Below are 22299 nucleotides of genomic sequence, written 5' to 3'. Positions count from 1 at the left end.
ATTTGTGACGAAACGGTGCAACCGGCGCGGGTCTGCCGCATCTGGCTGAAATAGCTTCAGGAACTGCCGCAGGTGTGCTGGGAGGTAGGTCTGATGAGTCGATTGAGCGAGCAGTCGCAGGGGCACATCCATGCGTATCAGCGGACGGCGGATGGGTTTGGCGTGCAGCTGCGCAGCGACTCGAGCGGCGTGCTCGAGATGCCGGAGTTTCCCAATGCGCTGATCTCGATCCACATAGGCCGGGCGGCGCGGATGTCGTGCAGTCGCGCGGGCGTGAGCCACACGGGCTCGGGGGTGCACGGCGATATCGATATCATCCCTGCCGGGGTTCCGGCACTGTGGCGGATGCATGATGAGAACGACAAGGCCCTTATGATGAGCCTGCCCCCGGCTATGCTGGAGACAGTCGCTGAGGACAATGCCTTCGGCGTGCACGGCGTGGAGCTGCGCAATCGCTTCATGGTGCGCGACCGCCAGCTGGAGAGCATCGCCTGGGCGATGAAGAGCGAGCTGGAGATGGGATCGCCTTCGGGAGAGCTGTTTCTCGATGGGTTGGCTCAGTCGGCTGCTGCGCGATTGGTTGCGGGGCATAGCTCGATAGCAGTCGAGGAGCGGCGATACGGCGGTCTTGATGGCCGAAGACTGAAGCGCACACTTGAATTTATCGAGGCGCATCTTGCCGAGGCGCTCTCTCTATCGCGCCTGGCCGCGGTGGCGGAGATTAGCGTCTCGCATTTCCGCGCAGGCTTTCGCGCGTCGGTTGGCGTTGCCGTGCACCAGTATGTGATTGAGCGCCGGGTGGAGCACGCGAAGTCGCTGCTGATGGGCGAAGGACAGACGATTGCCGAGATCGCGCTGGCCGCGGGCTTTACGCACCAGAGCCACCTTGCCCGGCATATGCAGCGCGCGACAGGATTCTCTCCCCTGCAGATGAGGCGGATCTTCGCCGAACGCATGGTCCTCGACGTAGCTGAATAGTTTCAGAAGATTTTTTCAGCAGATTGTGCTCTTCTCCAGCGGCCTGTGTGCGACGCGGCGCGCGGGCCTAAGGAGAATCGTGTTTGTAGCCGTTGGTTCGGCTGCAAGTGCGATGAAGGAATGGAGAAGACATGATGCGACGAGAGTTTTTACGAGGAACGTTTGGCGTGGCGGGGGCGAGCCTGCTCTCGGAGGTGGCGACTGGGTTGAGCGGCGGAGGCGCAGTGGTCGCCGCTCCCAAGTCGAAGATTACCGGCGGAACGATTGACCTGAGGGAGTTCCACCGCATGCGGCGTTTTGCCGACCTGTCGATGGGGCGCATCGCCTATGTCGAGCGCGGCAAGGGTCCAGTGGCGCTGTTTCTGCACGGCTTTCCGCTGAACGGCTACCAGTGGCGCGGCGCGCTGGAGCGTTTGTCGCCATACCGGCGCTGCATTGCGGCGGACTTCATGGGCCTTGGCTACTCCGAGGTTCCAGAAAATGCCGACATCTCGATCCCGGCACAGGCTGACATGCTGGCGGCGCTGCTCGACCACCTCAAGATCGACGAGGTCGACCTAGTGGCGAACGATTCGGGAGGGCTGACCGCGCAACTGTTCGTGGCGCGGCATGGCTCGCGCGTGCGGTCGCTGTTGCTGACCAACTGCGACGTGGATGAGAACAGCCCGCCTCCGGCGTTCCTGCCCGTCATTCAACTTGGGCATCAGCCGGGGGCGGCCGACAAGTTTATCGCGCCGCAGGTGGCCGATAAGAACTTCGCGCGGACCGACAAGGGTCTCGGGATTGCCTACACGCATCCGGCGCAGCTCACCGATGAGGCTATCGACTGCTATTTTGGGCCACTGGTTTCATCGCCGGCCCGCAAGGAGCAGTTCAGCCGCTTCTTGCTTGCGCTTGAGCCGAACTTGCTGGTGCCGATTCGCTCGCAGCTGAAGGAGTTCCGGAAGCCCGTTCACATCGTGTGGGCGACGGACGATATCTTCTTCGGCGTCGAATGGGCTGAGTGGCTGGACCGTACGCTGCCGGGCTCGCGCGGCGTGCGGCGTGTCGAGGGAGCGAAGCTTTTCTTCCCGGAGGAAATGCCGGACGTGATCGCCGAAGAGGCGAAGGCGCTCTGGGGAGTCTCGCGGTCGCCGGGAGGTTCGTTGTGATGCGGGTCAGCGCTTCTCGGACGGCGTGATGTAGCCGTGCTCGGCGAGGTGCTGGCCCATGGCGTCGTACATGGCGGTGTCCTGCGGCTGCCATGTGGCGAGGCCGTCGACGTAGCGGTTGTACATGCTGAAGGCGGCGGCGATGAGGACGGTGTCGTGAAGCTCGAGGTCGGTTGCGCCCTCGGCGCGGGCTCGCGCGATGTCGGCTTCCGTGACGCACTTGCCTCCCTGCTGGACTTTTCCGGCGATGGCGAGGAGGGCTTTGAGTTTGGGCGAGACGTTGGCCTGCTCGAAGTTGACGCGGACTTCGTTGACGAGCGTCCAGTCGTTGCCGAGATGCGCGGCTGCTGCTGCTCCGTGACTGGTCTGGCAGAAGAAGCAGTCGTTACGGCTGGAGACGTAAGTTGCGATGAGCTCGCGTTCGGCGGGGGTGAGGGTGCTGGGGCCGTGGAGCAGGACGTGGGCGAGTTCGCGCATGGGCTTTGCGGTCTCGGGGCGGAAGGCGAAGCCGCTTGTGATTCCGGGCAGACCTTCTGGAAGAGCAATGTGGGGCACGGTGTTTCTCCTTGGGGTTAGCGGGTGGCGGGTTCGGGGATGTACTCGCGGCTGATGGCGACGTAGCCGTCGCGGGCGACGCGCTTGCCGCGCTCGCGGTACATGTCCTCGTCGCGGGGCTGCCAGGTGTCGAGGCCGTCGACGTAGCGGTTGAACTGCAGAAGGCGGCGGCGATGAGGACGGCGTCGTGGATCTCGGTATCGGTTGCGCCCTCGGCGCGCGCCTGCTCGATGTCGGATGAGGTGACCTGCTTGCCGCCTTTTTGTACTTTGCCGGCGATGTTGAGGAGCGCTTTGAGCTTCGGCGAGATGTCGGCGTGGAGGAAGTCGGCCTTGACTTGTTTGACGAGGGCTTCGTTGCCGTCGAGGCAAGCGGCGGCTACGGCGCCGTGGATGGTCTGGCAGTAGTAGCAGTCGTTCTGCGAGGAGACGTAGGTTGCGATGAGCTCGCGCTCGCCGGAGGTGAGGGAGTTGGGGGCGTGGAGGAGGACGTCGACGAGATCGTTGAGGGGGCGGGCGGTCTCAGGGCGGAAGGCCATCGCGCCGCGGATGCCGGGGAGATCGGCGGGGAGATTGATGTGGGGCATGCGTGCGGGTTCCTTTCGAGGGTAGTGGCCGGTGGCGCTTTTTGCGTCGGCGTAATGCTACGCGATGGGTGGATAAAGCGGCATCCATCGAAAGGTTGAGGCAGGTCGTGACGCGGCCCTTAGGTCTGCGATACTCCCATTGATGGCCTCTGCGCCCGCCATTCCGTCTGACGACACGATCGTCGCTGTCTCAACTCCGCCCGGCCGCGGCGGCATCGGCATTGTGCGACTTTCGGGCGCCGAGGCGCGAGCGATTGCAGAACCCATGCTTCGTCTGCGTCATCCTCTCGCGCCATCGCAGGCGCGGTTTGCCGAGGTGCTGGATGGGGCGACGGGTGAGGTGCTCGACGAGGCCGTCGTCACGTTCTTCGCGGCCCCGCACTCGTACACGACGGAGGACGTCGTCGAGATCGCGGCGCACGGCTCGCCGGTGCTGCTGGAGTATCTTGTGCGCCGGGCGCTCGAGGGCGGGGCGCGGCTGGCCGCTCCGGGCGAGTTCACGCAGCGCGCGTTTCTGGCGGGGCGGCTTGATCTCACGCAGGCCGAGGCCGTCCACGACCTGATTGAGTCCTCCACGCTGCATCAGGCGCGTGTGGCGGCGCAGCAGCTTGGAGGCGCGCTCTCGCGCAGGATTGCGCCGACGAAGGACTCGCTGATCGCGCTCATCGGAACGCTCGAGGCCGGCGTTGACTTCGCCGAGGACGACATCGACGTGCTGCCTACGCCGAAGATTCTTGCACGCATCGATGAGATGCACGAGCCGCTGGCTGCGCTGGAGAGCACGTTCGGATACGGGCGTGTGGTGCGCGATGGTTTCACGATGGCGATTGTGGGGAGGCCAAACGCGGGCAAGTCGTCGCTGTTCAACCGGCTGGTGGAGCGTGACCGCGCCATCGTCACGGCGACTCCGGGGACGACGCGCGATCTTGTGACGGAGCGGGTCTCGCTGAACGGCATTCCTGTCGACCTGGTCGATACGGCTGGGCTGCGGCCTGCCACCGATGAGGCTGAGTCCATCGGGATCGCGAAGTCGCGCGAGGCGATGGCGGATGCTGACCTGGTGCTGCTCGTCGTCGATGCGACGGCGCCGCCGCATCCTGAGGACGAGGCGACGATTGCGGCGCTCGTCACGCGGCCGATGCTGATTGCGCTGAACAAGTGCGATCTGGACGGCGGCAGCGCGAGAGTTGCGTCGAACATTTCTCCGGGCATTTCGCCGGGCGGGGCTTCGCGGGAGCATGAGGTCATCCGAACCTCCGCGCTGACGGGCGAAGGGATTCGAGCGCTGCGGGAGGCGATTCTGCGGCTGGTCAGCAGCGGCGCGCCGGCCTCAGAGAGCGCGTTGGTGACGAACCTTCGCCAGCAGCAGGCGATCTCGTCGTCGCTGGCCGCGCTGGCGCTGGCGCGCGAGGCTGCCAGTTCGGGGATTCCTCATGAGATGGTGCTGCTCGATCTGTATGAGGCGCTGCGCTCGCTGGATGCGCTGACGGGAGCGACGACGACGGACGATATCCTGAACCTGATCTTCAGCAGATTCTGCATCGGAAAGTAAAGCAATGTCCGAAACGTTAAAAAGCAAGCCCTCCTCCCCGCGTGATAGAAAGCTGTTGGAAGCGACCCACGATAATCCACCCAAGCTTGAGAGCAACGACTATGAAAGATCTCTTTGACCCCACCCTGGTAGAAGACATAAAGCAGCGCATCATGCGCCTCCATCCTGAGAGTGAGCGGCAGTGGGGCAATATGACCCTCGCCCAGACGCTCGCGCACTGTACCTCTGGCATGCAGATGGCGATGGGCGTGATCAACCCCAAACGTGCATCCTTTCCCGCCAACGTCATCGGCCTGCTTATCAAGCCGCTGGTCTTCGGTGACGACAAGCCCATGCGCCGCAACTCACCCTCCTCACCGGAGCTCTTCTCGGCGGACCCCACACAGTGCGACCTCGAGCGCGAACGCGCCCAGCTCATCGCAGCTATCGATAGCTTCGCCACCAAGGGCGCAACATGCTGCTCCCATCACCCACACCCTTTCTTTGGTCCGCTCAAACCGCAGCAGTGGGCCATCCTCATGTACAAACACGTCGACCATCATCTGCGGCAGTTCGGCGTCTAACGCGGCCCCCATTTAGCGGCAGGCCAGCACCGATACGTCCTTGGAAGGACTAAGACATTTCGGTCATCAGGGCGGTGCTTGAATGCAGTTTTACCTGTGCCGCGACAATTCATACTGCCGTAACAAAGCTCGGCGGAGCGGACTCTTATACTCGCGCGTATGTCTGACACAGGATTCTCGTACTCCACCTCTGAAGGCACGAAGCCGGGCACGGCGATTCTGAAGCTTGCTGGTCCGCTTACGCTGGCCAATATCTTCGGGTTGCAGGACGAGCTTCGGAAGGTCAAGCCGGAGTGCCTGATCATGGACCTCACCGGCGTTCCCTTCATGGATTCGGCCGGGCTCGGAGTCGTAATGAATTACTACGTCAGCTCGCAGAAGGATGGCCGAAAGCTCTTTCTTACCGGGGTGAACGACCGCGTCTCCGCGCTGCTGGAGATGACGAAGGTGGATGGCGTCCTGAAGGTGTGCGGCTCCTTGGAGGCCGCTGAGGCGCTGGCCTGAGTCTTTACGTCCCACCCGTGCTGTCTCGGTAGAGAAGCGGGTTTCTCCGCTCCGCTGTGCGATGAGGCTGGCACTGCTGCACCCCAGCGAGCAAGAATGCTCGCTGGGACCCCGCTGCTCCGGTCGAAATGACAGAGGTTGAGTTGGTTGGCCTGTCGCCCCCGTGGAATGACAACTGAGGAGCAACGCTTTCTGTGCAATGACTCGGGAGTTCAGTCGGCCTTTGCCCTAAAGACAGGGCAAAAACCCAGATGGTTCTCTCCTGAAGTGCAAGTTCTTGCACATGGGCCTTCTGTTTAGGCAGATAAGCCGCAGAAAATGGGCTGACCCTCGCGTTTTGCTTCGGCATGGAACGTGCAGGAAAAGGTTAAACATCGGTTCACCTAACTCAGGTACAGGGCTAACTGGGCGGTCGGGCCCTTCCTCGGAGGACATGTAGAGATGAAAGTATTTCGCTATTTATTCGTAGCAATTCTGGCTCTTGGTTTCTCGGGCCTTGCCAAAGCCGACGTTGTCGACTTCCACATGGGCGTTTTGGACCCCCCATCGCAGTTGAACTATTCGGACATCACAGGAAACACGTTCCCGGTCACCTTCGGCGCCTGTCCCGACTTCCTGTCGGACGCCGGAATCACCGGCTGCTTCACAGGACTGAACGACACGAGCTTCACCTTCACCAGCTTGAACATGATCTTCACCAACGGCCCCGGCTTGGGCGGCCAGCCTGCGACCTGCGACACCGCTGTCCCGGGCAGTGTCTTCGGCGGGGCGGACTGCTTCCTCTCGCCCGACGGCACGCACTATGTTCTGGACTTCTTTGGTGGAAGCGGAATCGCGCCCGACACGTTCTTCTTCATCACCGAGACAGGGCCTGCTCCGGACGCCTTCGGCACTGGCGAAGCGATTGCCAACGTGCCCGAGCCCGGCACGGTGCTGTTGTTCTCGACTGGCATCATAGCGATGTTTGGCCTTCTGGCGATCCGGCAGCAGAGAGGCTCTGTTCTCTCGGCCATCCGGACCCGCTTCTAAGGCCGTATCTGCCTGGTTTCTCCACAAGGGAATCCGCGCCTGCGGGTGCGGATTCCCTGTTTAACCTGGGTGGACGCTCGATTCCCTAACGGGTAGCTCAGGCGAAACACGCCTGTGCACTCTCTTGCGCGAGGACGATGGGCCGGGTGTACTCTTTGTTATCGTTATCCGCAACGCTGCCTTTGGAAGTGAGCCCTATGCGTCGCATCGGTTGGATCGTGGCGTTGTTTCCGCTGCTGTGCGGAGTTCCAGGTGCGTTGCGCGCGGAGGCTGCTCCGGAGAAGCCCGCAGTGGCGGCGAAAGCCCAGACGGCCGGGAGAGCTCCGGCTGACAATGCGATTCGTGTGAAGCTGGGCGAGTCTGCGGTGGAGTTGATGGGCCCGTGGAAGTTCCACACCGGCGACGACATGGCGTGGGCGGAACCGGCGTATGACGACTCCGGCTGGGCCGACATGGACCTTACTCCGCCCCCGGGCACGGCTGATGCCAGCCTTGGCACCAGCGGATACATTCCGGGCTGGACGTCGCGGGGGTACCCCCATCACGCCGGATATGCGTGGTATCGGCTGCAGGTCGACGTGGAGGGCGCCACCCGGTCGCTCGCTCTGAAGATGCCTGACAACGCGGACGATGCCTATCAGGTCTTCGTCAACGGCCTGCAGATCGGCGAGTTCGGAACATTTGCGGAGAAGAACGTCACCGCATACAGCACGCTGCCGCAGGCGTTTCGTCTGCCCAAGGGACTGCGCAATGGAAAGGCTACGATCGCCATCCGCATGTGGATGGACTCGGCCACTCCGTTTAACAGTCCGGACGCCGGAGGGCTGCACGGGCCTCCTGTCCTGGGCTACGCCACGGTCATCGCCACGCAGGTCCAGCTCGACTGGGACGATATCGCGCACGGCGTAGGCAGCGGGTTTCTTGAGGGCCTCATCCTGATCATGGCGCTGGTGATGGGGCTGGCGCTCTTCTGGCTGGACCCGCAGGAGGACGCCTATCTCTGGCTCTCGGCGGTGTGCTTCGTCACGCTGCTGGGCAACGGAGTTGTCCTCTCGGTGAACTTTATCCCGTGGATTGGCCAGACGTCGGGAGTCATCCTCAACGATGTCATCCTCACGCCGCTGCGGATCGGTCTCTGGGTGCTGTTCTGGGCTTACTGGTTCCGGCTGTGGCAGATGGGGCGGCTGCACGCCATTGTCTGGACGCAGGTCGCGCTGCTGGCCGTGGGCACGGCGATGCTCCGGCCGCCGCTTTACGGACAGCATGTTCCCGTAGAGGCGGCGGGATACCTTGTGCCGCTGCTGCTTGCCATCAAGCTGGGTCTCGGCGTGGTGCTCTTCGCGGTGGCTTACCGGGGATTCAGGCGGCAGAGGGCCGAGGGATGGATGGCCGGTGTCGCCATCCTGCTGGTCGTCGTCGCCAACTACCAGCATGAGCTGCGCCTGATTCACGTGCGCACGACAACCTCTCTGTTTGGGTTCGCCATCTCGCTGGGAACGGTTGCCACGATCCTCTCGCTCCTGCTGATCACGGTGATGCTGCTCAGGAGGTTCATCGAGTCGCAGGCCAGGAAGGAGCACTGGAAGCTGGAGATCGAGCAGGCGCGGCACGTCCAGCAGGTGCTCATCCCGGAGATGCTTCCGCAGATCAAGGGGCTCAGCATCGAGAGCGAGTACCGGCCGGCGCGCGAGGTCGGCGGCGACTTCTTCCAGATTCTTCCTGGCGAGGAGCCCGGCACGGCGCTCATCGTCGTGGGAGACGTTACGGGCAAGGGGATGCAGGCGGGCATGCTGGTCGCGCTGATTGTGGGATCCATACGCACGGCGGCGCAGAACAGCTCGGACCCGCAGCGCATTCTCAGTCAGGTGAACGACCAGCTCTGCGAGCGCGAGCACTCGAGCGCAACGTGTGTCGTCCTGCGGATTATGCCGGATGGCATGGTCCATCTGGCCAACGCAGGGCAGCTTCCGCCGTACCTCAACGACAAGGAGGTCGAGATGGAGGGAGCGCTGCCGCTCGGCATCGTGCCGGAGATGGAGTTCCCGGTGGTCTCGTTCCGGCTGGAGGAGGGGGATTCGCTGATCCTGATGTCGGACGGTATCGCCGAGGCGCAGGATGCGCAGGGGCAGCTCTTCGGTTTTGAGCGCGTCAACGAGCTGCTTCGCCAGCCCATTACCGCGGCGGAGATCGCGAAGATCGCGCAGGACTTCGGCCAGGAGGACGACATTCTCGTGCTGCGAATCCAGCGCGACGGGCAGCCGCGGCAGGATGCCCGGTCAAGTACGGAGATGGTGGCGCATTAGAGGCTGGGGCTCAAAGCCCAGCTTCGGTTGAAAGGAAAGGATAGGGAGTTGGCTGGGAGATTGCGCTTTCCCATTCATGCCGCGATGAGGCTGCGGCATGAATGGGGCACCCGGCAGGCGGATTCTAGCGGAGGAGCCCATAGGGTAATGAAACTCGTCCGATACGACTCACCGGAAGTAACTCGCAGCATCGCCTCGACGGGGGCGCGGGCCTGCTGGGGTTGGTCCTTACCGACCCTCATTTGCATCGCAAGTGTGCCGGGCCTGCTGATTGCCGTTATCGCGAGCCTGATTGTTTCGGTACGCGCGGCGGCTTGGTTCGGCGTGCCCGTTGTTCTTGCCTTGAACGGTTATCTGCTTTGGCGTGGAAGGTCCCCTCGCCTGAATTGGGTCATAGCGGGTTGCGCTGATCGGGTTTTCGTTCGTCTGTTCGTGCAACGTGGGAGGGGCCGGGCTGACATACAAGAGCCGGATGTACTCATGTTCGAAGCGCCCGAAATTGCTTCGATAAGGGTCCGAATTGTCGAAGTGTTTTTATATGGGCCTAAGCCTAAAATTGTCGAGTGGTTGGTGATCGAACCTGCTCAGGCGGTCGCGCAAGACATTTCCCGTCACATCCGTCCGTTGCTCAAGCCAGATGATCGGGGTAAGCAGGTATACATAAGCAATGGAGAGGGATGCCTCACCATGAATTGGCAACCGTGCCGCCCTGCTCTGCGGGTATTTCTTCAGCAAGTCGTACGGGAATGTCCGTCCGTTGTCATAGCCCCCGAAGAACGTTCTGAGTTGGATTTGAAGGGATTTGGCAGCATGGGAGTCGGGAGAAACCGAATGCACAACAGCGTCAGCTGCTGGTCCAGGCGGGACGTCTTGGATTCGGTTGCGAATGCGCACAGCGGATAAGTCAGTATAAGCACATGTCGTTCCGGAAGGCTTCGGCGTACCTGGCGGAGATTGAGCGAGAGGAACCCGGGACAGGACACGATTCTGAGACCCGGGATAACGTCACGATGCAGGATCTTCATCTATGACGGCCCTCGCGACATGCACAATCGATTCTTGACTAGGCCGAGAATGCGGCACAGGCCGATTTTTCGTCTGGATGCAGCTTGGTGTACTTGGTGATTCCCACCATGGCGAAGACCTTTTGGAAGTGCGGCGAGAGGCCGAAGGTCTGGATGGACTGGCCGCTCTTGCCCGCTGCGATCATCATCTGGATGATCAGGGCGATTCCGCTGGAGTTCAGGTACTCGACGTTGGAGAAGTCGAGGAGGATGTTCTTTGTTCCTTCGGCCATTCCCTGATAGGTTCCGAGCACGGCGGCCTTTGACGCGCTGGTGATGTCTCCCGAGAAGCGGAGGACCGTGGCGGTGACTCCGGAACTGCACTGCACCTCTTCCATCTTCACCTGCGTAATTTTCTCCTGCATCTCTACTCTTCCCTTCCTCTCGGACGCTTTTTATTGCTTCGACGGATGAAGCCGGATGACCATGCGGGCGTAGCTGCCCTGCGGCGGCGCGCTGACCCATTCGACCTCATCGACCAGCGATTCAATCAAAAACATTCCCATGCCGCGGGGTTCTTCTTCCTCGTGCATCTTCTTGTCGATGTCGGGCGGGATGGCCTTTTTCTGCGGCCCTTCGCCTGTGTCGAGAATCTTGACCTCCAGAGCGTCCGTGCTCATCGACATGATGACGCCGACGACCAGGGCCTCATCGAGCTTGTTGCCGTGCTCCATGGCATTGATGCAGGCTTCGGCGACGGCCGTCTTGAGGTCTTCGATGCGTTCTTCGCCGAAGCCCATCAGGTGGGCGACGCTCGCGGCGGTGTTCATGGCAACTTTCTCAAAGCCGAGCCGGGAGGGGAGGCGGAGCTCGATGCTGCTGCGGTGTTCTTCCATTTGGGGGCCGTCTCCGTTATGGGTTGCGGAACAGTACCAGCGCAGTCATATCATCTGACTGCTCGCCGCCGCCAGAAAATCCCTCTAAAGTGTTCCAAATTGTAGACAGGGTGCGCTCCGGGGTCGGTTCCTTGCAGCCGAGAAAGGCCTGCATCAGCCGCGCCTCTCCGAACTCGTCTTCACCGTGGAAGACCTCGGTCATGCCGTCAGTGTAGACCAAAAGCCTCGTACCGGGGCTAAGAGTGAACTCTTCCGGTACATAGCTGGAGAAGGGCAACATCCCGATCGGCGTTCCGGAGGCGGCGATCTTCCGGAAGGTTCCGTCGGCGGCCTGCAGGAAGGCCGGATTGTGCCCCGCGTTGAGGACCTCAAGGGTGTGGGTCGCAGGGTCCAGACGTAGCAGAAACGCCGTGACATAGCGGCGTCGCGACTCGTCGCCCTCGCCGTAGTGCAGCAGGTTCATCTTGGTGGCGATGTCGTAGAGGCTGAGTTTGGCGTGCACCATCGCGCGGAAGGCGGAGCGGAAGGACGCTCCCACGAGCGCCGACGCCAGCCCCTTGCCGGCGACGTCTCCCACGACGATGACGACCTCGCCCGAGGGCATCTCGACGAGGTCGAGGTAGTCTCCCCCAACCTCGTAGCAGGCGGAAGAGCGCGCGGCGAGGCGATATTGCGGGATCTCGGGCATTCGCTGCGGAACCAGGCTGAGTTGCACCTGCCGCGCCGAGGCCAGGTCGCTTTCGACGCGCTGCCACTGCAGCGTGCGCTCGTGGAAGCGCGCGTTCTCGATCGCCACGGCGGCCTGCACGGCGAGGGATTCGAGAAAGTCAGTCTCGTCGAGGTCGAGCACGCGGCCCTCGGGTACCAGAACGACCAGGTCGGTGAAGAGGTGGCCGGTCTTGTCGCGCAGGGAGAAGCGGAGGCATCGCTCGGCCTCGACGTCGTCCGCTTGCGGTGCCGTGTCCGAGCTGATCGCGGCCTGCAGGGCCAAAGGCACGTCGCCATAGGTGTCGGGGAAGGTGGTGAAGAAGGCGCCGGTAAGCTCAAGCTCGCGCACGACGATCTCCAGCACGATGTGCAGGACTTCCTCGAGCTGAATCGTCGAGTGAATCTGACGGCTTGCCTCGAGAAGGGCCTGCAGGCGGACCACCTGCTGCTGGGCCAGAAGCGCTTCACTGGTTTCCATCGGGCGTGCTCCTTGCGCACACAAACGGCTGCCGCACAAGTATATGCGTGAAAGCCGGGGTCATGGATGGAAACACGCCCTGGGTAGTGGGTCAGTTTGGATTGGCAGTGCACTTGTGCCACAGCGTCGCTATCTTACCGATGAAAGTGATTGGTTAGATTAGCGACTTGCAATTAAAACGGGCCGCCGCTGCACAGGGCAGAAGGCCTCCGGCATGTAATCTTATCCGACCAGCACCTAAACACACCCGGGGGTAGGAATGCCATTTGCTGTTATTCGATGGTTCTTTTGTGCGTCGCTGTTTCTGTTAGTTGCTGAATTGAATTCACAAGCTACCGCTCCTCGGAGCGACGCGACCGGTGTGCGTCACGGCTCCTGGAAGGTCCTCTACGAAGAGAATTTCGAAGATCATGCACCCCTGTTCAAAACGGGTTCGCCTCGCTGGGTAGCTGATACTTATCAAGATACGGACGAGTTCTCCGATGGTGGCGCACATTTCAAGCGCCTGGGAGTAACGCCGCCGGTGGCATTTCGCGCCGAGGGACCTTTTGGAAAGGGCGATTGGCTGAGTGTTGCAGCATACAGCCGCTCTAATCTCACGAAATTCAGTGACCTTTTTGAGGTAGTTCCGGATCCGGCCGACCCCAATAATCATGTGCTTAAGATTTCATCCCCCAGGCACACCGATGGAACAGTTGTTCGTCCGACGACCGCACTGCCAAAGAAGTACCGGGTTTGCCTGAAGGTGGGCTTTGCTTCCTTTGGAGACGGCAAGCCTGGGGCAACCAGTCTGAATGGCTATGCCGGAGGCGAAACCGACCAGCCCTGGTTAAACGGAGATGCGACGCTCGAGAATGGTTTTTACTGGCTCACCATTCTGGACGCGACTCCAAGGCCGCACAACAATCTTTGGATTCATCACCATCGCAAGGTCACGATCGATTCGGACAACAACAAGGAAGCCTGGACCAATATCTGGGAGGGCAAAGACTGGGTAGCTGACGGTCAGCACCCGATCATGATGTTTGGCATAGACAAGAATGGTAACGACGACGACAGCACAGGCCGTCCTTTTCTCTCCTGGTCCAACGGTGCTCTTCAGTCCTCGGGCGCCATTCGCGCGGTGGACGCGTACAAGGACAATACCTGGTATTCAGCCTGCATCGAGCGCAATGAAAATGCCTTTGTGCTAACCACCTCCGGCGACTTCAAGTGGGGCGGACAGCAGACGTATGTGGGGACAATACCAGTGCGCTCCGTGTATGAGGCAGGCGAGGGAATTCCAGACTTCTTCATGTTTGGCGATCCTCACAACAACTATTACCGCGGTTCGGTCTATTACGACGACATCAAGCTGGAGGCCTGGCAAGAGTAGAGACAGTAGCCTAACTGCCTTTTGTGCCGCTTCCCGTTGGCATTCGCGATGACTAAACCACATCGATGACGATAAGGGTGATGTCATCCTGCTGGGCCAGCGAGGCAGGTTGCCATAGGCGTATCTCAGAGAGCAGTTGATCCGATAGCTCAGAAGGCGGGCGCGACGCATTGTTGCGAACGACTTGTTCAAGCTTCCGGTCGCCAAAGGAATCGCCGCTGGCATTCTCAGGTTCAATCACGCCATCGGTGTAAAGCAAGAAGCGGTCACCTGAGTGGATCGGCAGGTCACAAACGGGATAGTCGGGATCCGGGAGGACTCCAAACAACAGGCCATTGCTTTCGATGCGTTCCAGCTTACCTTCCCGCCAGCGGAGAAGTGGCGGGTGCCCCGCCGCTGAATACAATGCCTTGCAATTCTCGGGATCAATCCACAAGTAGGCCACCGAGATAAACTGACGGCGCAGTTGCGCGGAAAGGACATGGTTCAACCCGCTCAGTACTGCTCGCGGGTCGTGTGCGCAGGGGATGACCGATTGCATGGCCACCTTGATCATGGACGCGATAAGCGCCGCTGGCACGCCGTGGCCGGAAACATCAGCCACCAGGACGCCAACCCGCTTCTGATCGACAGGAATGAACTCGTAGAAATCTCCAGCGACCGCAGTCATAGGACAGTAAGCAGCGCTGATAGAAAGGTTGCTAATTTCGGGAACGCACCTCGGAAGAATCGAGGTCTGTATCTCGCGCGCAATAGCGAGTTCGTTTTCAACCGAGAGCAAGCGGCGCTCGCTCGCAAAAACCAGTTGCAGAGCAACGTATCCAAACGCGAACAGAAGAATTGCGAAACCGAGGTGGTCCAGAATGTGGCCCAAAATGTGAGGGATCTCGAAACTGAGGAGATGCGCCAGGTTAGCAAACAGGGCCTCAATGGCAAAAACGAGCATGCCGATGGCCAGAACGCCGCGGTCGGGCAGAACGAGGTACTTCCTAGATAATCCTGGCACTGCGACGACAGTCGTCAGGACAAGGAGCATGCAGGTCGCGAGCAGGTGATGGTAAGGCATCAAGTTGCCGTTCGAGCCCGTGAAAACAAAGAAGCCAATGGCGGCGATAGCGATCACCAGCCCGACGGAAGCAGCTGCCTGAATGAGGAGCCGCAGTCTGCCGAGGCTCAGTTCCAAAAAGGAGAGCAAAGCAACAACTACGATCAGGTAAGTCATCGAAGTGTTGGCATACGGAGCGCTGATCTGAAGCCAGCGCGGCGAGGCCGCCAGGACAGCCGGCGATTCACTCAGTTGCATCGCGCCGTACATCGCGCTCCAGATTCCCAGCCAGACAAAGATGCGTACGCCGCTCCGTCGGCGAATTGCAGCAATGGACCAGGCCGCCAACCCGATAAACAGGAAAACCGCCCCTGAAATGATGTCAGCGAGCTGGTCGCGGAGCATTGCCAGGACTTGATCTTCCAACCGCCCACCTCCCAGACATCGGCAAGATATCAGAGTCGACGTCGATGTTGATGCGAGTAGTTTGCTTCTGGCAGTTCGAGGGTTCTTCGGCAAACACAGGCGATCCGGGCGGATCACGGGCAAGCCGGAAACAATCGTGCCGGTTACGAAACTCCATCTCATAATGTGAAACTGACCCACTACCGATGGAACACGCCCCGGTGTTCCTCCGGGCCGCGGCGTACTTCCCCACCCATGCGCAAACAGCGCGCATGGATGGGGCACCCGGAAACAGCGGTTTCCTCGCTGCAACAGCTACGGGTTGGTTGGTGTCTGTGGGATTCCGGCGACTGGTATGTTGGGAGCCAGCAGGTAGTTCACTCCATCGACTGTGCCGTTGCCGAGCACGAGGTTGTAGCCCTTCTTTGTTGTAGTGAGCCCGCTGCCGCACAAGTATATGCGTGAAAGCCGGGGTCGCGGATGGAAACACGCCCTGGGTAATGGGTCAGTTTGGATTGGCAGTGCACTTGTGCCGCAGCGTCGCTATCTTACCGATGAAAGTGATTGGTTAGATTAGCGACTTGCAATTAAAACGGGCCGCCGCTGCACAGCGCAGAAGGCCGCTATCGTCCGGGCAAAGGCAAACAGCGAAGGGCGCTACGCCCTAAGTCCGATTCCCTGCTCGCGTGCCGCTCGCAGGCGCACGACCTCGTCCAGGATGCGCTCGGCCATCTGCGCCTTAGTCATTACCGGCAGCGCCACTGCCGTCTCTGCTGTGAGGAACGTGCCTGCGTTCTGGTCGGAGTCGAAGCCGGTCTCGGAGCCTGAGACGTCGTTCACCACCAGCGCATCGGCCCCCTTGCGCTTCAGCTTTGCGCGCCCGTTGACCAGCACGTCCTCGGTCTCGGCGGCGAAGCCGATCACCAGCGTGCCCGGCCGTCTGCGCGCGACGATCTCCTGCAGAATGTCCGCCGTCGGCTCCAGCTTCAGCGTTCTCGGGCCCTCGCGCTTCAGCTTCTGCGTGGCAACCTCGGCCATGCGATAGTCGCTCACCGCGGCGGCCATCACGACGAGGCTCGCCTCGCCCAGCCGCTGCATCACGGCAGTCTCCATCTCCTCCGACGTCACCACGCGCACCAGCTCGCAGACCCCGGCAGGAGCCTCTAACGCCGAGGGCGCGCTCACCAGGATCACCCGCGCTCCGCGCCGCTGCGCCGCCTCGGCGATGGTGTAGCCCATCTTGCCGCTCGAGCGGTTGCCGATAAATCGCACAGGATCGATCGGCTCGCGAGTGCCTCCCGCTGTCACAAGAACTGTCTCGCCAGCGAGGTCCTTTGTCGCTGGAGTCTTCGAGAGCACCTCGCCGACCGCCGCTACAATTTGAGACTCCTCGGCCAATCTTCCGCCGCCGACCATCCCGCAGGCCAGATAACCGCTACCCGGCTCGACGATGGTTGTGCCGCGCTCGCGCAGCGTCGCCAGGTTCGCCTGCACGGCCGCGTGCTGCCACATCACCACGTTCATCGCCGGAGCGAGGATGACCGGAGCTGTCGTCGCGAGATACATGGTCGAGAGAAAGTCGTCCGCGATGCCGTGCGCGAACTTCGCCACGATATCGGCAGTCGCGGGAACGACGACGAGCGCCGCGGTCGTCTGGGCCTCGTTGATATGTTCGATGCCCGACAGCTCGCCGCCGCTCGCGCCCGCGTCCTCGCTCCACAGGCTGCTGATGACCTTGTGGCCCGTGATGGCGGCGAAGGTCAGCGGCTGCACAAACTCTTCGGCGGCGCGCGTCATGACCACGTGCGGGTCGAAGCCCGCATCCTGCAGTTGGCGCACGACCTCCACGGCCTTGTAGGCGGCGATTCCGCCGCAGACCCCCACCGTCACTTTGACCCGATCGACGCTCATGCTGAGGCCTCCCCCATCTATTAATACGCCTCCCGCCGCCTGCTTCCTACGCCTTGGTCGCTGGACCCGGAGCGCGATCCGACCTTAGCAGTATGCCGAGAGGTTGCTTAGAAGAAAAAGGCCGTACGCAACGTCAAGGCACGATTGGCCGCGGTATTGCCTGTGAATGGTGCGTTGAGTGAGATGGACTTGCCGAAAAGTGGTGAGGTAAGCACACCCACCGGTGGTCCGGGATTGTTGGTATTCAGAAGGTTGTCGGCAGTCAATCCAAACTGCAGGCGGTAGGGCCGAGGCTCGACCTTACCTCCAGCACCTGCGGCGGGACGGGGACCAAGGTGAAAGTCCTTATGCACAGACATCATCAGATAGGTGAAGCTGGGCGCGCGGCCATAGTTCATCGGGATGATGGTCTGGCTCGGAAGGGGATCGGTGTCGAAGTTGCCAAACGCCGTACGCACGACCGAAGGGCGAGTAAGGTCAGTGGCAAATGCTGGCCGGTCGTTGTAGATGGAATCTCCGTTGTTGTCCCGGCCAGTTGTGATGTTGAAGTCGGCATGCGAGCGCGCCACAAAGAAGAGGTTAATCCACGTGTCCCAGCCCGGAGGACGCACGTTCACTCCGCAAAAAAACTTCCGCGGCGAAAAACCTGCATAATCTCCGAAATCGGCGCCGACGTTGTAAGAGTTCGACGCGAAGCTCTGCGCTCCGCCGACATCAGTCTTGTCGTGGTCTATTGAGAAGAACACAAATGCATCGATCCACTTCGCGGGGTGAAAATTCCCATTGATGTTCACGTCGTGTCCGCGGCTGATTCCGTCTGACGAGAACTGGTAGATGTTCTGCGTCCCGCCGTACGGACGAACCCCGGTGCCGGAAAATGGAGCGTTCACGTTCAGCGATTCCAGTTCGTGGTACTGCCGGCGCGGATAGTAACTGACTGCAAGGCTGCCGAACTTGCCGAAGGTGTGCTCCGCCATAATCATGCCCTGCAATTGCACAGGCGAGTGCAGCCGTGGACTGAGACGATAGACCGATGGCGTTGTGCCGGCGTCGAAGCTCGACTGCGCAGGAATGGTGGGATAGAAGTCCGGATTGTTGACGATGTACACCTGCTCGGTGACGCCGTTCTCGCGAACCGAGGTGAGCAGGTCGCCGGAGGCAAACCGCTTGTAAAAGATTCCAAAGCCTCCCCGCAGCACAAGAACCGGCTGCTTCGCGTTCTTCCGCTTGATCGCATAGCCGAAACCGACCCGCGGGCCAATATCGAGGTGGTCGGGGATGCCCGACTGGCTTTCCAGGCGCAGACCGTAGTTCAAGCTGAGATCGTGTGTTGCTTTCCACTCATCTTCCGCATACACGCCCAGGTCGCCCGTGATCAGCGAGGCACTTGGGGTTCCGACGTTCAGCGTGAACTGCGAAGCCCCATCGCCTTTCGCGCGGATGTCTGAAGGACTAAGACCCTGCTGCAAATCCAGCAAGGTGTTGCGATACGTATCGATGCTGGAAAAGATGAACTCGCCGTTATATCCCGCGGTCGCCAGGTTGGCCTCACGCAGGAGGCGATAGCGCACGCCGGCGCGGACCAGGTGCCTGCCTTCGTCGAGCGTGAAGTACTCCTGCAATTCCAGTGGGTCCTGGTTGTCGTGCAATGCCTGATTGGGGCTGCCGCCGCTGGAAAACGAGCCCTGCACGATGAGCGTCGGATCATTCGACACTGAGTCCTGCCGCTGACGCGTGCGGATGTACTGGAGCCCGGAGTCCAGCACCAGCTTGGGGCTGAAGATGTGTGTCTCCGTGAGTTGAAGCGTTTGCGTCCGGCTGTGGTTTGAGTAGGCCTGGCTGGGCAGGACCAGCAGGCCCACGCCCGCTGCCGGCTGCGTGGTGTTCGAGAAGGTATAGCGCCCGACCAGCGTATCGTTAGTGCCGAGCTGATGGTCAAGGCGCACGGAGTAGGTTTGCGCGACCGCCTCATTGGCGACCGGCTGCGACACTGTCATCCGGTTCAGGTTCGCGTCCAGCGTTACGGCGTTGACAATCTCATTCTGCGACAGGTCGCTGCGCTCTCCCGAGAGGTAGAATGAGCTCTTCTTCCCCAGCGGACCATTCAGGCTGGCTACCAAGTAGTCATTGTTGTACGGAGGCTGCGGGCCGGTGTAAGGATTGCGTGCATTGAGCGTGCTGTTGCCGTAGAGCACTTCCAGGCTTCCGTGCAGCTTGGAAGAGCCGGGCTTGGTGAATATCTCAATGCGGCCGAGCCCGAACCGGTCGCTCTGCGTTGAAAAGGGATTCTGGTTGATGTGGACTTCGCGGATGCTCTGCTTGGGCGGCATGGTGCCGTTGGAGAAGCCGTCGACGTAAAGCTGCGGCGGCAGGTCGGGGCTGCTCCCGGCGAGCGCCTGCAATTGCTGCTGCATCGCCGCTGGATCGTCGGAGAAGGTGTCCAACTGTTGTCCGCTGAAGACAAGAGCACTCTTGTTCGAGCCGGCGTCTGTGCCTAGGCCGCTTTCACTCGGAACGTCAACTTCCTCGGCTACGGTGGCGATTTGCAGGGTTATCTTCAATGGGACCGGATGTCCGGGCGAGACGGTCAGGTTGGTTCGCAGGTAGGGCCGGAAGCCGGGCGCCTCCACGAGCAGATCATAGTTTCCAGGTTGGGTACTCAGCGAGAAATGACCTCGGCTATCCGTGTTAGTCGTTTGTTCCCCTGCGGCGCCTCGAAGATGTAGAGTCGCGCTCGTAAGAACGGCGCCGGAAGGATCGAACACTGTGCCGTTCACGGTTACAACGACGGAATTTTGAGAGCGAGCGCTTTGTACCGCACCGAGAAACAGCGACCAGCAGGCAAAGGCGGCGACTGACGCCAGCTCATGCCCGCCTCTCCGTCGCGGTCGGGACCAGGTGCCAAAGCATGAATGTCTCACAACATACAGAGCTTTCAGGATGGCCCACGATGAAGACTCCTCCGCGTGATCGTGATTGGCATCATAGTACCCCAATACACTGCTCCCGACGCTTAAATCGCACGTAATAAAGCAGATGCGAAGGCGCGGGAGGGGAGGAAACGGCGATACTCTCACCACAGCGGCAAGGTTTTCGCGTATGACTCCGAGAACGGTCGATTTTATTGGGGGATTTGGGGATTCCTGCTGCCCGGGCGGTTCTTCAGGAATTGCGCTACTTCATCGTCTCGATCGCAATATTTTCCGGAATCTTCAGCTCGAACTGGTCGTCGTCGAAGTGCCCGTTCAGCGTCAGCTTTGTGATCGCCACAGTCAGGCTGTAGTGGTCCTTCGGGCGCTCGATCCTGATGCTCGTCGGGAAGGGAGTTTCGCCGTAGAACTGGTATTTGCTGTAGTAGGCCTTGGTGACCACCTGGCCGTTTTTGTCGTAGATGTCCTGCTGGTAAGGCAGCAGGTCGGTCGAGTTGATGTGAATCACGCGCAGCGTCCGCACGGTCTGGCCCTCGGGTTTGGCCAGAATCTGCAGCGCGTAGGCGGGCTCCTCGATCAGGTCCTTCTTCTTCTTCTCGTTCTCGATGATCCGGATGTCGGTCGTCATCGAGATGATCTCGTCTTTGCCCGGCCCCTGGATGAACATCGAGTCGAAGAAGACGTCCGGCCGCAGGTTCTCCAGTCCGTTCTTCGAGTGCGTCGAGGCCGTGTTGTTCCCCACGTACGCCTTATGCCGCGACGGAACCAGCAGCTTGAAGTTGTCCCCGTCGCTCACCATGTCCAGCGCCTGCGTCCGGACCAGCGGGACCAGCAGCAGCACACGCAGGTACTCCGGCTTCCGCATCAGGATGTACCCGGCGAAGCTGAGGGACTGCGTCTCCTTGCCCTCAAGGTTGCCGCCGGTGATTCCAGACATCTCCACTGAGGCGTTAAAGGTGTGGAGATCGGCGTAGCGACGGCTGAGCTGGTCCGCCATGTGGTCCAGCGAGGTACTGATCACGACGTCGGCGACGCGGGTCTTCGGCACGATGCGCGTATGGCTCAGGCAACCCGTCAGCGCCGGAGTCAGGCACAGCAGTCCAGCGGCCACACCACTCCACTTTTTCTTCATGAGCACGAACTTCAAGTATATCTGTCTCGGAATGTCAGTGTTATGACGTCTTAGATGATCGAGGGGAGAACGTGGGTGCGGAATTTCTTCCCGTGACCCCCTCCTGGGCGACCGTTACCCGGACTCGAACCCTACCGGCCCTCGGCCTTCCTGTAGGCCGCGACGTTCTCATTGTGCTCCTTCAGGTTGGCCGCGAACCGGCTGTGGCCCGCCGCATCGCTGACAAAGTAAAGGTAATCGGTCTTCGCGGGCGATAGCGCAGCCTTCAGCGCCGCAACTCCCGGATTGCAGATCGGTCCCGGAGGCAGTCCCGTGTGCGCATAGGTGTTATACGGCGACGGAGACTTCAGGTCCGAGGCGTAGATCGTCCCGCGCCAGCGGTTCTCGAGCAGCGCGGCGTAGATCACCGTTGGATCCGTGGCCAGCGTCATTCCCTTCGCCAGCCTGTTCACGAAGACTCCGGCGACGAGTGGCCGCTCGGCGTCCTGCCGCACCTCTTTCTCGACCAGCGATGCCATCGTCACCACGCGCGGCACGTCCTGCATGACGCCCAGTTGCCCCGCAACCTGCCGGAATCGCCGCACCATCGCGGTCAGCATCTGCACCGGTGTCGTGTGGTGCGGAAAGCGGTAGGTGTCGGGGAAGAGATAGCCCTCCAACGACTCCGGCGTTCGGCCCGCCGTCCACTCCGCGATCAGCTCAGTGTGCTGCCGCTCGGCCGCGAGAAAGTCGTCGCGCTTGCCGAGTCCCGCCGCCTCTACGGCTTCGGCGATGTCGAAGATGTTGTAGCCCTCGGGGATGGTCAGGCTGATCGTGTAGACATCCCCGCGCGCGATCCTGTCGTAGACCTCGGTCATGGGCGCGGGATGGTCGAAGCGGTACTCGCCCGCCTTGAGGCTGCGGCCTCCGCGCACGGCCGCGACCGCCCGCAGCACCGCGAAGCCGTACCGGCTGCGGATGACTCCCGCCTGCTCGAGCTGCTCGCCGATCGCCTGCGTTCCCGTATGCGGGGCGATCTCGACGAAGGTCTCTTTTGCTGGCCCGAACGGCGTGTGCACAAGCCAGAAGGCGAAGCCGGCCAGCAACAGCAGAACTACAAGCAGGGTCCCGAGAAACTTTAACATTCGCCTCCGCCGCGGGCTGGCCATCGCGCCCGCCGTCGCTCCATTTTAGGGTAGGCTCAGAGGCCCAAGG

Annotated in this window: 19 protein-coding genes; 8 read left to right on the top strand and 11 right to left on the bottom strand. The window is 61.2% G+C overall.

Annotated features, from left to right (window positions below; genetic code table 11):
- Positions 1-93 precede the first annotated feature (93 nt).
- Together OHL16_RS09230 and OHL16_RS09225 are read left to right on the top strand one after the other, a co-directional pair.
- Positions 94-978 carry a helix-turn-helix domain-containing protein gene (locus OHL16_RS09230; protein ID WP_263366822.1) on the top strand — a complete coding sequence of 295 codons (885 nt, stop codon included), beginning with the start codon at positions 94-96 and terminating at the stop codon, positions 976-978.
- Positions 979-1109: 131 nt separating this feature from the next.
- Positions 1110-2129, top strand: a complete 1020-nt coding sequence (locus tag OHL16_RS09225) for an alpha/beta fold hydrolase (protein WP_263366821.1) — start codon at positions 1110-1112, stop codon at positions 2127-2129.
- 6 nt (positions 2130-2135) lie between these two features.
- On the opposite strand, the gene OHL16_RS09220 is transcribed toward OHL16_RS09225, so the two are convergent.
- A complete protein-coding gene (locus OHL16_RS09220) occupies positions 2136-2606 on the bottom strand; it encodes a carboxymuconolactone decarboxylase family protein (RefSeq protein ID WP_263366820.1) in 471 nt (156 codons plus the stop codon).
- A complete protein-coding gene (locus OHL16_RS09215) occupies positions 2515-3270 on the bottom strand; it encodes a carboxymuconolactone decarboxylase family protein (RefSeq protein ID WP_263366819.1) in 756 nt (251 codons plus the stop codon). Before OHL16_RS09215 ends, OHL16_RS09220 begins: the two co-directional genes overlap by 92 nt.
- 142 nt (positions 3271-3412) lie before the next feature.
- Between OHL16_RS09215 and mnmE the strand changes: the two genes are divergently transcribed.
- The 5 genes from mnmE (at position 3413) to OHL16_RS09190 (ending at position 9221) form a co-directional block, all read left to right on the top strand.
- A complete protein-coding gene (gene mnmE, locus OHL16_RS09210; RefSeq protein ID WP_263366818.1) occupies positions 3413-4822 on the top strand; it encodes a tRNA uridine-5-carboxymethylaminomethyl(34) synthesis GTPase MnmE in 1410 nt (469 codons plus the stop codon).
- 101 nt (positions 4823-4923) lie between these two features.
- Entirely contained in the window at positions 4924-5385 is a 462-nt protein-coding gene (locus OHL16_RS09205) for a DUF1569 domain-containing protein (protein ID WP_263366817.1), read from the top strand.
- A 159-nt stretch (positions 5386-5544) separates the two neighbouring features.
- The gene (locus OHL16_RS09200) at positions 5545-5889 is read left to right on the top strand and encodes an STAS domain-containing protein (RefSeq protein ID WP_263366815.1); all 345 of its coding nucleotides are present in this window, start codon (positions 5545-5547) and stop codon (positions 5887-5889) included.
- Between the two features lie 441 nt (positions 5890-6330).
- Positions 6331-6918: a PEP-CTERM sorting domain-containing protein gene (locus tag OHL16_RS09195; RefSeq protein WP_263366813.1), complete on the top strand. Its 588-nt coding sequence runs from the start codon at positions 6331-6333 to the stop codon at positions 6916-6918.
- Positions 6919-7115: 197 nt separating this feature from the next.
- Complete coding sequence (locus OHL16_RS09190) at positions 7116-9221, top strand: PP2C family protein-serine/threonine phosphatase (protein ID WP_263366812.1); 2106 nt, start codon at positions 7116-7118, stop codon at positions 9219-9221.
- A gap of 1063 nt (positions 9222-10284) precedes the next feature.
- On the opposite strand, the gene OHL16_RS09185 is transcribed toward OHL16_RS09190, so the two are convergent.
- The 3 genes from OHL16_RS09185 to OHL16_RS09175 are packed head-to-tail and all read right to left on the bottom strand — an operon-like array spanning position 10285 to position 12307.
- Positions 10285-10650 carry an STAS domain-containing protein gene (locus OHL16_RS09185; protein ID WP_263366811.1) on the bottom strand — a complete coding sequence of 122 codons (366 nt, stop codon included), beginning with the start codon at positions 10648-10650 and terminating at the stop codon, positions 10285-10287.
- Between the two features lie 30 nt (positions 10651-10680).
- A complete protein-coding gene (locus tag OHL16_RS09180; protein ID WP_263366810.1) occupies positions 10681-11121 on the bottom strand; it encodes an ATP-binding protein in 441 nt (146 codons plus the stop codon).
- A gap of 16 nt (positions 11122-11137) precedes the next feature.
- Entirely contained in the window at positions 11138-12307 is a 1170-nt protein-coding gene (locus OHL16_RS09175; protein WP_263366809.1) for a PP2C family protein-serine/threonine phosphatase, read from the bottom strand.
- 259 nt (positions 12308-12566) lie between these two features.
- Here OHL16_RS09175 and OHL16_RS09170 point away from each other — a divergent pair, with 259 nt between their 5' ends.
- Positions 12567-13682, top strand: coding sequence for a hypothetical protein (locus OHL16_RS09170; protein ID WP_263366808.1), 1116 nt, complete (start codon positions 12567-12569; stop codon positions 13680-13682).
- Positions 13683-13734: 52 nt separating this feature from the next.
- Here the strand turns inward: OHL16_RS09170 and OHL16_RS09165 are convergent, their stop codons facing one another.
- From OHL16_RS09165 to mltG, 6 genes are all read right to left on the bottom strand, one after another.
- Positions 13735-15153, bottom strand: a complete 1419-nt coding sequence (locus tag OHL16_RS09165) for a PP2C family protein-serine/threonine phosphatase (RefSeq protein WP_263366807.1) — start codon at positions 15151-15153, stop codon at positions 13735-13737.
- Between the two features lie 294 nt (positions 15154-15447).
- The gene (locus tag OHL16_RS09160; RefSeq protein WP_263366806.1) at positions 15448-15585 is read right to left on the bottom strand and encodes a hypothetical protein; all 138 of its coding nucleotides are present in this window, start codon (positions 15583-15585) and stop codon (positions 15448-15450) included.
- Positions 15586-15789: 204 nt separating this feature from the next.
- Positions 15790-17043 (bottom strand): bifunctional phosphopantothenoylcysteine decarboxylase/phosphopantothenate--cysteine ligase CoaBC, encoded by a 1254-nt coding sequence (gene coaBC / locus OHL16_RS09155; RefSeq protein WP_263366805.1) that lies wholly within the window; start codon positions 17041-17043, stop codon positions 15790-15792.
- A 107-nt stretch (positions 17044-17150) separates the two neighbouring features.
- Positions 17151-19820 carry a TonB-dependent receptor gene (locus OHL16_RS09150; RefSeq protein WP_263366804.1) on the bottom strand — a complete coding sequence of 890 codons (2670 nt, stop codon included), beginning with the start codon at positions 19818-19820 and terminating at the stop codon, positions 17151-17153.
- 397 nt (positions 19821-20217) lie between these two features.
- Positions 20218-21105: an outer membrane lipoprotein-sorting protein gene (locus tag OHL16_RS09145; protein WP_263366803.1), complete on the bottom strand. Its 888-nt coding sequence runs from the start codon at positions 21103-21105 to the stop codon at positions 20218-20220.
- 131 nt (positions 21106-21236) lie between these two features.
- Entirely contained in the window at positions 21237-22229 is a 993-nt protein-coding gene (mltG, locus tag OHL16_RS09140) for an endolytic transglycosylase MltG (RefSeq protein ID WP_263366802.1), read from the bottom strand.
- Between the last annotated feature and the right edge of the window lie 70 nt (positions 22230-22299).

This window comes from Edaphobacter bradus (assembly GCF_025685645.1).
In the GTDB taxonomy this organism is placed as follows: domain Bacteria; phylum Acidobacteriota; class Terriglobia; order Terriglobales; family Acidobacteriaceae; genus Edaphobacter; species Edaphobacter bradus.
This window is presented reverse-complemented; position numbering and strand designations above follow the sequence as displayed.